Below are 14572 nucleotides of genomic sequence, written 5' to 3' on the forward strand. Positions count from 1 at the left end.
GTCAGCCACCCTGCAGCCGGCTGGCGATGAAGGCGAGCGTGCTCTTCTGCGAGAAATAATTGCGGTGGTGCACCTCGCCGCCCGTGAAGCGGAACACCCGGCCGGGGTCGCCGTGGCCGATGTCGCATGCGTCGGACAGCTCGGTATGCGAGGGGGTGTCGACGATGAGGTCGTTGGTGCCGGGGAACACCCGATCGAGCACGCCGTCCATCGCCCGCACGCCGGCCTGCTTGCCGAGCTGCTTCACCGAGCGCTCGGTCCAGCCCTCGGGCGGCTCGAAGTCCCCCGAGATCACGAAGTACCCGGGCGGCACCCCGGTGGTGCCGCGACGCAGCTCGTCGAGCTCGGCATTGGTCGAGGCCCTCGACATGCTGTCGACGCCCGGGACCAACCCCACCGCCGCATCGAGCACGCTGGCGAGCGTCTTCTTGCCGACCATCTTCTTCAGGATCCCGGCCAGGCCCCCGCAGGCGGCGAGCAACGACAGACCCGACGCCACGCTCGCACCCACCCCCACCACGGTGGCGGCGCTCGCCAGGATCCGCAGCGCATTGCGGAGGTTGGCCGGAGAGGCCAGGCTCGTGCCCGCCAGCGGCGCGCCCACCAGGATCACACGCGCGCTGCCCAGCCGGTTCGGCTCGAGCAGCTCGAGCCAGTAGCGGGCGAGCAGCCCACCCTGGCTGTGGCAGACGAGATCGACGTCGCCCTCGACCTGGGCCGTGATCACACGCCGCAAGGCCATGGCATTGGCGACGGTGCGGGTGGACAGCGAGGCGTAGTCGAACGTCAGCACCTGATCGTAGTGCTGTCGGGCCCAGCGCAGGAAATCCGGATCGCCCCGCTCCATGCCGGCCAGCACGTTGTCGGAGTTGCTGAAGGTGCCGTGCACGACGAGCAGGGTCTTGCCCGCGAAGCGGCCGGTCGCGGGCAAGAGGGTGCCGTCGGGCTGGAGCACGCGGAGCCCCTGATCGGGAGTGAGCTTGTGATCGAGCCCCCGCAGGGCCTCCTGGATCGTGTTGCCGGGCAGGTCGGTGAAGCGCACCGAGGTCCGTGTGGTCCCGTCGTCTTCGTGGGTGACGTCTCGGGGCTCGTCGAACTCCACCGTGCCATCGGGGTGGGTCACCAGGTGCAGCTCGACGTCGTCGTCACGCTCGCGCGAGCCCGGCCGCAGCGATCCCAGCTTTGCCTCGACGCGATCGCCGAGCGACTCGACGCGATCGCCGAACGACTCGAGCTTGGCACCCAACGGTGCGAGGGCATCGGTGAGCTTGCGCAGCCGTTCTTCGAGCTCTTCCTTGAACATGCGACCTTGGACCACGAGGATACCGTCCAGACGCTGCGCGCGTCATGGGCGGTTGAGCATCTCGATGAGAGGAGCGTGGTACGGCGGTCGAGGTACCCCGAGCTCCCTGCGTGAGAGCGGGTGTCCGCGAGCCTCGAGCTCCACGAGCAGCCAGTCGTAGAACGAAAAGTCGATGAGATTCCACTTCACGCGGCGGTGCTCGAGCGCTTCGGTGGCGTGGGTCAGCGCCAGATCCCAGCGATCGCGGCGAGCATGGACCAGCGCGCGTGCCATGGCCATCGCCCGCGGAGCATCCCCATGCCCGCTGCGCGGCACGCCCGAGCGCCTGCGCGAGGGCAGGCGCTCGAGCAGCGCCAGCGCCTCGTCGAACCCCAGAAGGCCCGCCAGGCGCAGCAGCGCCGCGGCCAGGCCCACCGGGTCGAGCGTGCGCAGACCCGCAGGCGAGAGGTTGCCCAGCCACCAACCGATCGCATCACGGGCGGCCGCGTGGTCTCCTGCCACCAGCGCTTGCTCGGCCTGATGGACCCCCAGCATCAGCATCAGGTGATCGCGATCGAAGGGGGCGAGCTTTGCCGCTCGCAAGCCCCGCGAGTGGCTGCGCGCGCGCATGTACGACAGCTCGCGCCCCCACGGCCCGTAGATCCCCAGCGTCCCCAGCGGCTGCAGGCGATCGCGGCGCTTGAGCGGGGAGGGAAATCCCACCAGCCGCGAGAGCACGGTCCACGCCACGATCGAGGTCAACAGCGCGAGCCAGCCCATTCCGATGCCGAGGATCGCGGCGAGCAAGACCATCGTCAGGCCCTCGCGACCGCCAAAGCCGAAGATGCGGATCGACTCCATCGAGGAGGGCACGGCGAGGCTGGTGGAGGGCTCGACGGGCATGGGTGCCGGCATGCGATAGCTGCTCGGGCCCTCGTCGCGCTGCGCGGCGGGGTGCTGGAGCACGAGCGCCCGTCCGGCCGGAGCGAGGGTGCGGATGCGTACCGGGAGATCCAGTCCGAGCGATGGTTGCACGCGCGCGGCCTCGGCCCGTACCAGCATCATGAGCACGGGCAGCGGCGCGAGCGGTTGCTGGGGGAGCTCGGCCCAGCGAGTGGACACCACGCCGGGATCGCCCGCATCGATGGCCTCGAGCAGCCGTAGCACCGCGCGGATCACCACCAGTTGCAGCTGCCCGGGCAAGCGGCGGGGATCGTCGACGAGCGCGTCGCTGGGGACGATGGGCCAGCCCGCCTCGGGAAACAGTCGACCCACGATGGCGCGGATGCCCTCGCCGAACATGCCGGCGGCGGCCCGGCGAGGCCGCCATCGACGCTCGAACACGGGGTCGCGCAGAGCCTCGAGGGCCGGCGTCAGCTCGCCTTGCTCGATGTGGCCCAGGGCCAGCCAACCCAGGGTGTCGGCACGAACGCCCGAGGTCAGCCAGCGCAGGCCCGCCACCTCGCGCAGCGCAGCGAGGACCTCCCCGGGGGGCCGACCGCGGCTCGGATCGATGGCCTGGCGCAGCCTCTTGCGACCCTCGCGCTCGGGCATCCCCGGCAGGATCATCGCAGCCAGCCCCAGCACGCTGAGTCCCATTCCTGCGAAGAGGAGGGGCGGGCCGGCGAGGAAGGCCAGCTGCGACCACTCGGGCACGAAGACCACGCGTCGCTCCACCTCCACGCGGGCGAGCGCCTGCGGACCAGCAGGACGCTTCGCGAGCGCATTGGGGAGGTCGGTCATCGCGGCGAGGGCAGTCTATCTCCGATGGGCCTCGAGCGGGTCCGCTGATCGGGAACCAAGCGCGTCGAGGCGAATCCCGGGCTCGGGATCCGCCTCGACTCGACTCGACTCGGTAGCGTTCGAGCGCCTTCGTGGGAATGCGATCGGGCTCACAACCCGCCCGTCGGCCCACCCTGCTTGGCGGTGATGCAATCGGTCAGGGTGGGGTGCCCGTTGTTGTTGTCACGGATGCACTCGCAGATGTCCTTCTCGAGATTGGTGGGCTTGGTATCGCAAGTCGCCCCCGTACCACCAGTGGGGTTGGCGCTAAAGTAGAAGCCATAGAAGACATCGTCGAGGACGAGAACGTTCCGCTCGTGCTCGTCGATCTCGGCCTCGAGGGCGTCGATGGTCTCCTGGGCATCATCGCAGATGGGAGCCCCACCGGTGGGATCGTTGAAGAGGAACATGGTGGCGAGGAGGATGCTGGTCATGGTTCGTGTCCTTTTCTTGCTGGCGAGGTTCGACCACCGTGTTCGTCGTCTCCCGACGAGTGGTTGGGCCGTCTGTTGACTAGGGTCCGCAAGAGACCCGATCGGATCACGGCGTCGACGAAAATTCGCTTCGTCACCAAGGATGACGACCTCGTGATCCGGCCGGGGCTGTGGTGGACCTACTCGGATGGAACGGCTCCCGTGGTGCTCCGTGAGCGGCCACGGACGGAGGCACCGCGAGGCGCCGCGAGAGGCCTCGCCGTCCGTGGCTGCACCCGAACGAGACATCGAGGTATCCTCGGTGCGTCATGGACGACGCGGCGCTCTTCGAGGCATGGGTTGGGGGCGATCAGGCCGCGGGCGAGACCCTCTACCGTCGGCACTTCGACGGCCTCTACCGCTTCTTTCGCCCCAAGGCTCCCGATGACTACGAAGACCTGATCCAGAACACGCTGCTCGAGTGCGTGCGCAGTCGCGGTCGCTATCGCGGCGAGGCGCCGTTCCGGGCCTATCTGTACGGGGTGGCGCGCCACCGGCTGCTGCACTACCTGCGCGCCAAGGGGAGCAACCGCCTCGAGTTCGACGGGGAGCACAACTCGGTGGCAGACGTCGATCCGCGGCCGAGCACGGTGGTGGCCCGCCGGGCCGAGCACCGCCTGCTGCTCGAGGCCATGCGGAGGATCCCGGTGGACCTGCAGGTGGCTCTCGAGCTGCACTACTGGGAAGAGTTCGACCCCTGTGATTCCAACGCTGCGACATCGCCCGTCTTTTCGAACAAGGCATTGGGATCACAGGGGTTTTCGAGGGGGATTCGACTGGGCCTGACCGGGCCCGACTGGACACCGGTGGGCCGGGCGGGTGGAGACGAACTGGAGACGGTCGGAGGTCGCTCCGGGGCTTGAGGAGATGGCAACGATGGCCCCTCGCTCACCTCGTCCGCCGAGGCACTCCCCATCGGCACGCTCTGTTGCCACCGCTAGCGAGCCCGCCCAGCGGCAAGCGCTGGAATCGTTCCGAGCGCAAGCCCTGCCGCGAGCCCAAGCACACCACCGACACCCACGGCAATGCAGCCCATGGCTCCGGTGAGCGCTGCGATCAGGGCGGTCGGAATCACCTCCACCCGATGGACGGACCTCGAGCCCGACGACGTTCGACGGGCCACGAGCAACCCTCCAAGGAACGCAGACGCACCGACCAGCGGTGTGCACAACGTCATGCACTCGGAGCCGCTGCATGCATGCGGCAAGTGACAGGCGCTCAGGCCCACCACCATCGGCAATGAGCCTGCGACGAGCCCCGGGACGACCGCCCGTCGCCATGACCGGCCGTGGTGGCTCATCATCACGACTGCGACGAGCAATATCGCCGCGAGCGACATGGTGATCCAAGGGATCGAGCCAAACCACGACGCGATGCTCCCGAGCACGAGGACCGGCCACGCATCAAGGGTTGCTCTCCACCAGCGGCCGCGTTCGTAGGCCGCGCGAGCCCTGCGTGCGAGGTCGTCGAGGTCAACGTCCGCCATGGAACCGGCTCCAAGCTTCTCGCAAGCGCATGAGCGCACGTTGCCTGCGCTTGCGAGCGGTGGGGGGTGAGACTGCCTCGCCGGAGCCGAACCCCAGCGCTACGCGGTCGAGGGGAGACAGAGTCCCGACGACCTCGAGCACCGCACGCTCGAGGTCAAGGCCGATCACCGCATCCTCGGGTGAAGGCTCGACCGATGAATGCTCGAGCAGTGGCTGCTCCCTGCGTCGGTCCAGACGACGTCGAGAGCTCCGGCACTCCCACGCCGCAATCCCGATCGCCCACGCCAACGCATCACGATGCGGCTCGTACTCGTGAGCGCGCGCCATGATCGACAGCAATGCCCGCTGCGCAACGTCGTCTGCTTCACCGTCGTCGTGTAGCCAGCGTCCCGCGAAGCGTCGGAGCTCGGGCCAGAGGCGTGTGAACACCTCGGTGAACGCGCTACGGTCACCATCGGCCAAGCGCGCCATCGTTGCCGACAGCTCGATGCGCTCCGCGGGACTCATCGAGGGCGATACCTCGATGTCAGCAGCAGGGGCAGTCTTGTGGGCAGTCCACGCAGCATGGACAAGACGACGCGCCGGCCGCCACGGTGGGAGAAAGGAGGGAGAACGACATGAAGAGGATCTTCGCGAGCATTGCCCATCTAGGCGGCAGGAGTGCCATGCGTGACCCCAGCAGACGTGAGCATCGTCACCGCCATGAGCACATGCGCGCAGTCGACCGGATCCACGAGGTCGAGCACTACGGTGGCCTAGATCGTCGATCGAAGGCTCGCACGGCCGTGGTCGAGCATCCTCGGTCCTTCGTGGTCGGGCCGGGCTCAGCACGGGGCGCAATCGCAGGCCTTGCCGCACTGCAAGGTCGGGATGTTGGGGTCGTCGTCGCAGTTGGCGGTGCAAGGCCCGGCTCCGCAGCTCACGTCGACGCCAGTGCAGGGGCCGTCGGGGCCGTTGCACTCGAGCGTGCAGGCGCCGTCGCCACAGTGGATCTCCACGTCGCCACAGGCATCGTTGCCCGCGAGGCAGTGCACGTCGCACGAGTAGTTGGGGGGGCAGTTGATCGTGCCGCCATCGCACGCGTCGACGCCGGTGCACGTCACGTTGCAATCGAAGTCGGGCGGGCAGTCGATCGTGCCGCCACATTGATCGGGCATGTCGCAGATGATCTCGCACACGTTGTTGGCGCAGCCGTTGGCGCAACGCGGCGGGCACATGCCACCCGGGGGCTGGGGAGCGGGCGGGCACGTGCCACCCGTGGTGGCGGTGTCGGTACCGGGGGCCGTGGTCTCGCCTGCGGTCGTATCGGGATCGGTGGTGGCTGCGGTCGTATCCGTGCCCGTGCCCTCGGCCGAGCCACTGCCGGCGGTGGTCATGGTGCCCGAGTTGCTGCCAGGGCCTTGCCCGGTCGCCGTATCGGTCGAGCTGCTGCCCGTGCCGGAGCCCTCGGCGCTGCCGCTGGTGACGGGGGACGCCGGATCGCCGCAGGCGAGGGCCAGGAACAGAGAACAGTAGGTCATCGATCGAGCATGCATGGTCCAACCTCCAAATTCGATGGTACCGGATCGACCTACGTCATGCTGCCATGCAGGTAGGGCGATGGCCGAGCGCAGCGAGATCGAGCGCATCCGACATCCGACCCAGCGCGGGTACGCATGGACGGCCTATGAAGCTGCGGTCCACCGCCACGTCAGCGGCAATGATGGCCAACTCGGTCCCGAGGTCGACGAAGCCAAGCTGGTCGAAGGCGCACCTGATGGACCTCGGAAATTCGGCGACCTAACGGGAGCCGAACGGCGGCAGTTAGCCGCCTTGCCACCCCGCAGGCGCTCCAGTAGTCCCATGCAAGGCCATGGTTCGAAGCGCCGCCCACTGCGGGTTGCTCTGGCTCGCTGCGTGCGCGGCGAGCCATGAGAGCACCGACGTCCTGCGCGACGTGGAGGACCGCACCGGCCACCAATTGCAGGACGAGCTCGAGCCCGATCAACCGGCGTCCCTGCCCGAGGGCGTGCGCGTGGACGACGGGCTCACCGAGGACGAAGCGGTTGCGATCGCGCTGTGGAACAGCCCCCGGCTGCGCGCCGACCTCACCCGGCTCGAGTCGGCACGGGGAGATCTGGCGGGTGCACGCCGGCCCAGCAATCCGACGCTGCGCTTCTTGTTTCCCGCGGGGCCGCAGCAGCTCGGCCTGCTGCTGACGTGGCCGCTGGAGAACCTCGCGTTCTCGCGGCGACGGATCTCGGTCGCCCAGGCCGACCTCGACGCCGTGGCACGCAGCGTGGTGCAGACCGCCGTCGAGGTGGCCAGGGACGCCCGCCTCGCGCACGTGGAGTGGCAGCTCGCCGTCGACCGGATGGAGGTCCGGCAGACTCTGGCCGAGCGCGCCGACGAGCTGGCGGCGATCGTCGAGGCCCGAGGGCTCACCGGCGACGTGCCGCCGCGGGAAGGCGATGCGGCGAGGACGGATGCGTTGGTCGCCAGCGACGAGGCGAGGCGGGCGACGGGCGACGTGGAGCTCGCCGAGGCGAGGCTGCGCGTGCAGCTGGGTTGGACCGACGCCACGGGGGCACCCTTGCGGCCGCAGCCCGAGCCGACGAGTGAGCTGACCACTCTCGGGCCGGCCGAGCTGGAGGCGCTCGCGCTCGAGTCGCGACCCGATCTGCGGGCGAGCCAGCTGTCGATCGACGCCGCACGGGCGCGACTTCGGCTGGCGCGGGTGGGGGCGCTGCGCTTCGCGGCCGTTGGCAGCGGCTCGGGCACCTCGTTCACGGGCGGGCCACAGGTCGAGCTGCCGATCTTCGACCAGAACCAGGCCAGCATCGCGCGTGCGCACGCGCAGCTCGAGGCCGCGCAGTGGACGGACCGCCAGCTCCGCATGCAGGCCATCGCCGACGTCACGCAGGCGCGGATCCAGTACGACCGCGCCCTCGCTTCGCTCACCGAGTATCGCGACGCGATCGTGGGGGCCCGCGAGCGCGATCTCGAGATCGTGACCCGCACGTTCGAGGTCGGCGAGATCGACTACTCGGGGGTGCTGATCGCCTCGCAGCAGCTGCAGAGCGCTCGCCTGCGCGAGGTGGAGCTGCAGGCCGAGGTTCGCCGGGCGCTCGCCGAGCTCGAGCGTGCGCTCGGCCGACGGCTGGAGACGGTGCAGCTCGAGGAGGCGGCGTCGTGAGTCGCCGGGTCCGTGCGGTCCTCGTCGTCGCGGCGCTCGGCTCCCTCGGCGGATGTGATGACGAGGCTCCTGAGCCGGAGCCCGCCCCCAGGAGTGAGCCCGTGCGACCCGTAGAGGCCGAGCTGGGCACCATACACCTCACGCCGGAATCGATCGCGAAGCTCGGTCTCACGACCACGCAGGTGGAGCCGAGCGTCGAGGGACGGGTGCTCGAGCTCGGTGGCGTGGTGACGCTTCCGCCGGGCCAGGCGCTCGCGGTGACGGCACCACTGGCGGGGACGTTGCGCGCGGGGGACCGGGCGCTGAGCGCCGGAGCTACGGTGAAGCGCGGTGACGTGCTGCTGCGGCTGGTGCCGTTTGCCCCCGCGGACCGCGACATGCATGCGCAAGCCCGGCGGCAGCGGCGAGCCACCCAAGCCCGCGTGGAGCTGGCGCAGGAACGCGTCGAGCGTACCCGTGCGTTGCTCGAGCATCGCGGCGCGAGCCAGCGCGCGCTCGAGGAGGCCGAGGCCGAGCTCGAGACCGCTCGGGCCGAGGACGAAGCCGCACGGGCACGCGAGCATGCGGTGCGTCGCTCGCCGATGGCGGCCGATGCCACGCTCACGATCCACGCGCCTGTCGATGGAGTGCTCCGCACGATCGCCGCGGCTCCGGATGAGCTCGTCTCGGGAGGCGCGCTGTTGTTCGAGGTGGCGCACATGAGCTCGCCATGGGTCCGTGTGCCCGTGTACCCGGGTCTGGTCGATCGCCTCGCGCTCGACCAGCCGGTGCGGGTGGCTCGGCTGGGCAGCGGTCCGTCGCAGGGTGCGGAGGCGTTCCCGGTGGACGCCCCGCCGTCCGCCGCGGCGATCGGGAGCACCATCGATCTCTACTATTCCTTGCCCTCGCCGGACCCGTCCTCGTCGGACCCAGGCCCGCAGCTTCGTCCCGACGAGCGCGTCGTGGTCCAGCTAAGGCAGGCCGATCCCGAGGGCGCGAGCGCCGTGCCCGACTCGGCGGTGGTGCTCGACTTCGATGGCGGCGCCTGGGTCTACGAGTGCCTCGACCCGGGCTCGTTTCGTCGCCGTCGCGTGGAGGTGGATCACTACGAGGGCACGCAGGCCGTGCTGCATCGCGGGCCGGCGGTCGGGACGTGCATCGTCGGCGTGGGGGCGCTCGAGCTGCTCGGCGCGGAGCTGGGGGTGTCCCATTGATCCGCGCGCTGCTGACCGCGTGCCTGCGTCAGCGGGTGCTGGTGCTGGTGCTCGCCGCGCTCGCCATGGTCCTGGGCATCCGCACCGCGAGTCGTGCCCGGCTCGATGCCTTCCCCGAATTCGCGCCGCCCAAGGTGGAGATCCAGACCGAGGCACCCGGGCTGTCGAGCGTGGAGGTGGAGAGCCTCGTGACCCGCCCGCTCGAGGAGGCGCTGTCGGGAACCCCGCTGTCGGGCGCGCTGCGATCGAAGTCGGTGCAGGGGCTGTCGTCGGTGGTGCTGTGGTTCCAGCCCGGCACCGACCTGCTGCAGGCGCGGCAGCTGGTGCAGGAGCGCGTGGCCACGGTCGCTCCGCGCTTGCCCACGCTGGCGCGGCCGCCCGTGATCCTGTCGCCCACCTCGTCGACCAGTCGGATCCTCAAGGTGGGCCTCGTGTCGGACGAGCTGTCGATGCTCGACCTCAGCGACCTCGCCCGCTGGACGATCCGCCCGCGGCTCATGGCCATCCCCGGCGTCGCCAACGTGGCGGTGTGGGGCGAGCGCGACCGGCAGCTGCAGGTGGAGGTCGATCCCCAGCGGCTGCGTGCGCACGGGCTCGGGCTCTCGGACGTGCTACAGGCCACCACGGAGGCCGTGTCCCCGCTCTCCGGTGGCTTCGTCGACGGGCCCAACCAACGCTTGGCGGTGAGCCATCCGGCAGCGGTCGTCGACGTCGAAACCCTCGCTAGGGCGCCCGTCGTGGTGGTCGGGGGGACTCCGCTCGAGCTGGGGGTGGTGGCTCGCATCGAGGAGGCACACGGCCCACCGATCGGCGACGCGCTCATTGACGGCGGCAGCGGCATCCTGCTCATCGTCGAGAAGCAGCCCTGGGGCAGCACCCTGGAGGTCACCCGGGCCATCGACGACGCGCTGGCCGAGCTCGCGCCCGCGCTCCCCGGGGTCCGCGTCGATTCCACGATCTTCCGACCGGCATCGTTCATCGAGCGCGCCATCGACAACCTCGAGCATGCGCTGGGCATCGGCTGCGTGCTGGTCGCGATCGTGCTGGTCGCGTTCCTGCGTGACTGGCGGACGGCGCTCATCAGCGTGCTGGCGATCCCGCTGTCCTTGCTCACCACGATCATCGTGCTCGACCGCATGGGGGGCCAGCTCGACACCATGATCCTCGCCGGGCTAGCGATCGCGCTGGGCGAGGTGGTCGACGATGCGATCATCGACGTCGAGAACATCCACCGCCGCCTGCGCCAGAACGCGGCCAGCGAGCACCCCCGCTCGACCTTCGTGGTGGTGCTCGAGGCCTCCATCGAGGTCCGCAGCGCGGTCGTGTACGCCAGCGCGATCGTGCTGCTGGTGTTCGTGCCGGTGTACCTGCTGCAGGGCCTGGCGGGCAGCTTCTTTCGGCCGCTCGCGCTCGCCTACGGGCTGGCGATCGCGTCATCGTTGCTCGTCGCGCTCACGGTGACCCCCGCCCTCGCGCTGCTCATGCTGCCCGGTGACGCCCGGCGCTCCCGGGAGTCCGCGCTCGGTCGGGCGCTCCGCCGGCCGTTCGCTTGGGTGCTCGAGGGGGCGCTGGGTCACCCTCGGCTGGTGCTCGGCCTGACGCTGCTCACGCTCGTCGCGGGCGGGGTGGGCTTTGGCCGGCTCGGGCGCGCGTTCTTGCCCGACTTTCGCGAGCAGGACTTCTTGATGCACTGGATCGCCAAGCCGGGTGCCTCCGTCGAGGGGGTGCGTCGCACCGCCGAGCGGGTGATGGCCGAGCTGCTGGCGGTCGAGGGGGTTCGCAACGCGGGTGCGCACATCGGTCGCGCCGAGGTGGCCGACGAGGTCGTGGGCGCCAACTTCGGCGAGATCTGGGTGAGCGTCGATCCCAGCGTCGACCACGACCAGGCCGTGCGGCGCATCGAGGCCACGCTCGCGCCCTACGAGGGCATCTATCACGACGTGCAGACCTACCTGCGCGAGACCGTCGACGAGGTGCTGACCGGGGCCCAGGGCGCGCTGGTGGTGCGGATCTTCGGGACCGACCTCGACGTGCTGCAAGAGCGCGCACAGGCGGTGGCGCAGCTCATGCGTTCGGTGCCGGGCACTCACCACCCCTCGGTCGAGACGCTGACGCCGGTGCCCCAAATCGAGGTTCGTCCGCGCCCGATGGCGGCCCGCGTCTTCGGACTGTCGCCCGGGAGCCTGCGGGCGCAGGTCACCACGCTCGTGCAGGGTGCTCGCGTGGGCGAGGTGATCCGGGAGCTCCGTCCGGTGCCGGTGGTGGTGTGGGGCGAGCCCGAGGTGCGTGGCAGCATCCAGGCGCTACGCGACTCGTGGATCGAGACCCCCGATGGGGGCACCGTGCGCCTCGGCGACGTCGCCGAGGTCGTCGTGGCGCCCACGCCCGGCACGATCCGCCACGAGGCCGGCTCGCGCCGCATCGACGTGACGTGCGAGGTCCGAGGGCGACCGCTCGAGGATGTGGCGGCAGAGATCGAGGCGGCGCTCTCCGGGCTCTCCTTTCCGGTAGGGCACCACGCCGAGCTGCTCGGCGAGCACGCCGCCCAGCGCGAAGCGGCCCGCACGCTGCTGGTCTCCGGTGCCCTCGCCATGCTGGGTATCGTGCTGGTGCTCTACGTCGACTTTCGCTCCGTGCGCCTGACCGCGCTGGTGGTCACGACCTTGCCCTTCGCGCTGGTGGGTGCGGTGGCAGCCGCGTACGGGAGCGGCGGTGTGCTCTCGCTGGGCTCCCTGGTAGGCTTGGTCACCGTGCTCGGCATCGCGGCGCGCAACGGGATCATGCTGGTCAGCCATTACCGGCACCTGTTGGAGCACGAGGGCGTGCCGTTTGGTCGCGCGCTGGTGCTGCAGGGCACGCTCGAGCGCCTGTCTCCCATCCTCATGACCGCCTCGTGCACCGCGCTCGCCCTCGTGCCGCTGGCAGTGTGGGGGGATCGGCCAGGCCACGAGATCGAGCATCCCATGGCGATCGTGATCCTCGGGGGTCTGATCACCAGCACCGTGCTCAACCTGCTGGTCACCCCCGTGGCGTACCTGTGGCTCGGGGGCGGCCGAGGCCCTCGGGCCGAGCTCGAGTCGCTCGAGCAGGAGCCGCGGCCGTGAACGTGCTGGTCGTCGACGACGATCCCGAGTTGTGCGAGCTGGTGTGCACGGCGCTGGCCCGGGAGCAGCACGTCGTCACCACCGCCGACTCGCTGGCAACGGCCGCGAAGCGGCTCGAGGCCGGGCACCTCGACGTAATGGTGCTCGACCTCGACCTGCCCGATGGCTCAGGCTTGGCGCTGTGCCGCCAGCTCCGCGCGGCCCGCAGCCTCGCGGCGATCCTCATCCTCACCGCGACGGGCGACGTGGCCGCTCGCGTGGAGGGCCTCGACGCGGGGGCGGATGACTACCTGGTCAAGCCGTTCGCCGTGGCCGAGCTGCGCGCCCGTGTGCGGGCTCTCGGTCGTCGACGCGAGCGAGCCTCGCCCGACACCCTTCGACGCGGCGACGTGGTGCTCGACTTCCACGTCCGCCGCGCCCACCGGGCGGGGCTCGAGGTCGCGCTCACCGCACGAGAGTGGGCGATCGTCGAGATCCTCGCGCGCGCCGAGGGGCGCGTGGTCCCGCGAGATGAGCTGCTGTCGGAGATCTGGAAGGAGGTCAGCGAAGCGACCAATGCGTCCCTGGGCGTCTTGATGAGCCGCATTCGACGCAAGCTGGGGCGCGAGCTGATTCGAATCGTGCGCGGCGAGGGCCATGCCATCGCATAGCCGGACCCTCGCCGGTCGGCTCGCCACGACCCAGACCGCCGTCGCCATCATCGCGGTCGCGATCGCGATGGTGACCGCGATGCTCCTGGCCGACACGTTGATCGTCACGCGCGTGGAGGACTCGGTCTCCGCCGCCGCGCGGGTGATGCAGGTCGAACTCGACGAGCAGCCCGAGGAAGTCTCGCACGTGGAGGAGGAAGCGCGCGTGCTCGGCATCGACGGCCGTGTCGCGGTGGTGAAGGCGGGGCGGGTGCTCCACGGCGATCAGGGGATGCCGGCAGAGGTGGGGCAGGGATGCTGGCTGTCGGAGGGCGCAAGCGGGTCGGAACTCATATGCGGGGCCCCGCTGAGCGCTTGGCCGGGGGCAATGGTGCTGGTCGCTGTCCCGACCGAGCGTGTTCACGGTCACCGGCCGGCGCTGTTGCTCGCGGCCGGCATCGCGCTGGTCGTGGTCGCGGCCGTCGCCCGCGGGGTGGGAGGCGCGCTGGCGCAGCGGCTGCTGGCTCCCCTGGATCGGCTGCGTGGAGCGGTCGCCGATGCCGATGCCGCATCGCCGCAGACCATGGCCCTGCCGCCCCGGACCGGGCTCGAGGAGATCGATGCGCTACGGGAGGCGCTGGCGAGTCTGAGCACGCGCCTGGGCGAGGAGCTCGGGCGCGCCCGGCGATTCGCTGCCAGCGCGGCCCATGAGCTGAGGACGCCGCTGGCCAAGATGCGGGCCGAGCTCGAGCTCGCGAGCGAGTCCCCGGTGGGGGACGACGCCCGCGAGCGCGCCTTGCCACGCCTCATCCGGACCACGGCGCGGCTCGAGACGCTGACCGAGCGGCTGCTCGTGCTCGCGACTCCGCACGACGCTCTGGCCGGCGATCACTGCACCTCGCTGGCGCAGGTGGTCGAGGATCTCGTCGAGCGTCGGTTCGGCGAGCACGCAGATCGGCTTCGGCTCGAGGTCTGTGAGGGCGACGCTCTCGTGCGCGGGGACGAGCACCTGCTGGCCGCGATGCTGGACAACCTCGTGGACAACGCGCTCAAGTTCTCCGAGGGTCCCGTGCGTGTGGCCGTGGCGGAGGACGAGCAGGAGGTCGTGCTCGACGTCGACGACGAAGGGCCCGGAGTACCGGTGACCGCCCAGCACGAGCTGTTCGAGCCTTTTCGTCGTGGCTCGGGCGCGCATGGACCGGGCCATGGGCTCGGCCTTGCGCTGGTGCGTCACGTGGTGCGAGCCAGTGGCGGCCGGGTCGCGTTCGTCCGCAAGCGCGAGGTGGGGACCAGCGTTCGCGTTTGCCTGCCGCGCCTGTGAATGAGTCGAGCGTCGATCTCCGGCGCGGCGATCCGATACTCACCGACCCGTGGACTCTGTGAGGTCGGGTAAAGCCGAGCAAGCTCGTTCCTCTTGGGAATGAGAGTCGCAGGGAGGCGGGAGTGA

General features: G+C 70.3%; 11 protein-coding genes. 6 read left to right on the top strand and 5 right to left on the bottom strand.

Translation table 11 applies throughout. The features are described from left to right. Nucleotide 1: 1 nt before the first annotated feature. The 3 genes from OEB96_RS46245 to OEB96_RS46255 form a co-directional block, all read right to left on the bottom strand. Entirely contained in the window at nt 2-1318 is a 1317-nt protein-coding gene (locus OEB96_RS46245) for an esterase/lipase family protein (protein WP_266223425.1), read from the bottom strand. Between the two features lie 27 nt (nt 1319-1345). Next, nucleotides 1346-3025 (bottom strand): hypothetical protein, encoded by a 1680-nt coding sequence (locus tag OEB96_RS46250; RefSeq protein WP_266223426.1) that lies wholly within the window; start codon nt 3023-3025, stop codon nt 1346-1348. 149 nt (nt 3026-3174) lie between these two features. Beyond that, on the bottom strand, nt 3175-3498 hold the full coding sequence (locus tag OEB96_RS46255) for a hypothetical protein (protein ID WP_266223427.1): 324 nt from the start codon (nt 3496-3498) through the stop codon (nt 3175-3177). Between the two features lie 308 nt (nt 3499-3806). Between OEB96_RS46255 and OEB96_RS46260 the strand changes: the two genes are divergently transcribed. Further along, a complete protein-coding gene (locus tag OEB96_RS46260; RefSeq protein ID WP_266223428.1) occupies nt 3807-4400 on the top strand; it encodes an RNA polymerase sigma factor in 594 nt (197 codons plus the stop codon). Between the two features lie 609 nt (nt 4401-5009). Here OEB96_RS46260 and OEB96_RS46805 read toward each other — a convergent pair. Together OEB96_RS46805 and OEB96_RS46270 are read right to left on the bottom strand one after the other, a co-directional pair. Then, a complete protein-coding gene (locus OEB96_RS46805) occupies nt 5010-5531 on the bottom strand; it encodes an RNA polymerase sigma factor (protein ID WP_407674743.1) in 522 nt (173 codons plus the stop codon). A 317-nt stretch (nt 5532-5848) separates the two neighbouring features. Further along, on the bottom strand, nt 5849-6544 hold the full coding sequence (locus tag OEB96_RS46270; RefSeq protein WP_266223429.1) for a hypothetical protein: 696 nt from the start codon (nt 6542-6544) through the stop codon (nt 5849-5851). A gap of 332 nt (nt 6545-6876) precedes the next feature. Between OEB96_RS46270 and OEB96_RS46275 the strand changes: the two genes are divergently transcribed. The 5 genes from OEB96_RS46275 (at nt 6877) to OEB96_RS46295 (ending at nt 14446) form a co-directional block, all read left to right on the top strand. Next, nucleotides 6877-8199, top strand: coding sequence for a TolC family protein (locus OEB96_RS46275; RefSeq protein WP_266223430.1), 1323 nt, complete (start codon nt 6877-6879; stop codon nt 8197-8199). 101 nt (nt 8200-8300) lie between these two features. Beyond that, nucleotides 8301-9392, top strand: a complete 1092-nt coding sequence (locus OEB96_RS46280; protein WP_266223431.1) for an efflux RND transporter periplasmic adaptor subunit — start codon at nt 8301-8303, stop codon at nt 9390-9392. After that, complete coding sequence (locus tag OEB96_RS46285; RefSeq protein ID WP_266223432.1) at nt 9389-12496, top strand: efflux RND transporter permease subunit; 3108 nt, start codon at nt 9389-9391, stop codon at nt 12494-12496. Before OEB96_RS46280 ends, OEB96_RS46285 begins: the two co-directional genes overlap by 4 nt. Next, nucleotides 12493-13146, top strand: a complete 654-nt coding sequence (locus OEB96_RS46290) for a response regulator transcription factor (RefSeq protein ID WP_266223433.1) — start codon at nt 12493-12495, stop codon at nt 13144-13146. The genes OEB96_RS46285 and OEB96_RS46290 overlap by 4 nt, the downstream gene beginning before the upstream one ends. Beyond that, nucleotides 13133-14446 (top strand): sensor histidine kinase, encoded by a 1314-nt coding sequence (locus OEB96_RS46295; protein WP_266223434.1) that lies wholly within the window; start codon nt 13133-13135, stop codon nt 14444-14446. The genes OEB96_RS46290 and OEB96_RS46295 overlap by 14 nt, the downstream gene beginning before the upstream one ends. Nucleotides 14447-14572: the final 126 nt, after the last annotated feature.

The organism is Paraliomyxa miuraensis (assembly GCF_026337845.1).
Classification (GTDB): domain Bacteria; phylum Myxococcota_A; class Polyangia; order Nannocystales; family Nannocystaceae; genus Paraliomyxa; species Paraliomyxa miuraensis.

Bases quoted from the DNA above. Each gene is read 5' to 3' on its own strand.
- OEB96_RS46250 (WP_266223426.1), bottom strand. From the start codon at position 3,025: ATGACCGACCTCCCCAATGCGCTCGCGAAGCGTCCTGCTGGTCCGCAG.
- OEB96_RS46255 (WP_266223427.1), bottom strand. From the start codon at position 3,498: ATGACCAGCATCCTCCTCGCCACCATGTTCCTCTTCAACGATCCCACC.
- OEB96_RS46260 (WP_266223428.1), top strand. From the start codon at position 3,807: ATGGACGACGCGGCGCTCTTCGAGGCATGGGTTGGGGGCGATCAGGCC.
- OEB96_RS46805 (WP_407674743.1), bottom strand. From the start codon at position 5,531: ATGAGTCCCGCGGAGCGCATCGAGCTGTCGGCAACGATGGCGCGCTTG.
- OEB96_RS46270 (WP_266223429.1), bottom strand. From the start codon at position 6,544: ATGACCTACTGTTCTCTGTTCCTGGCCCTCGCCTGCGGCGATCCGGCG.
- OEB96_RS46275 (WP_266223430.1), top strand. From the start codon at position 6,877: ATGGTTCGAAGCGCCGCCCACTGCGGGTTGCTCTGGCTCGCTGCGTGC.
- OEB96_RS46295 (WP_266223434.1), top strand. From the start codon at position 13,133: ATGCCATCGCATAGCCGGACCCTCGCCGGTCGGCTCGCCACGACCCAG.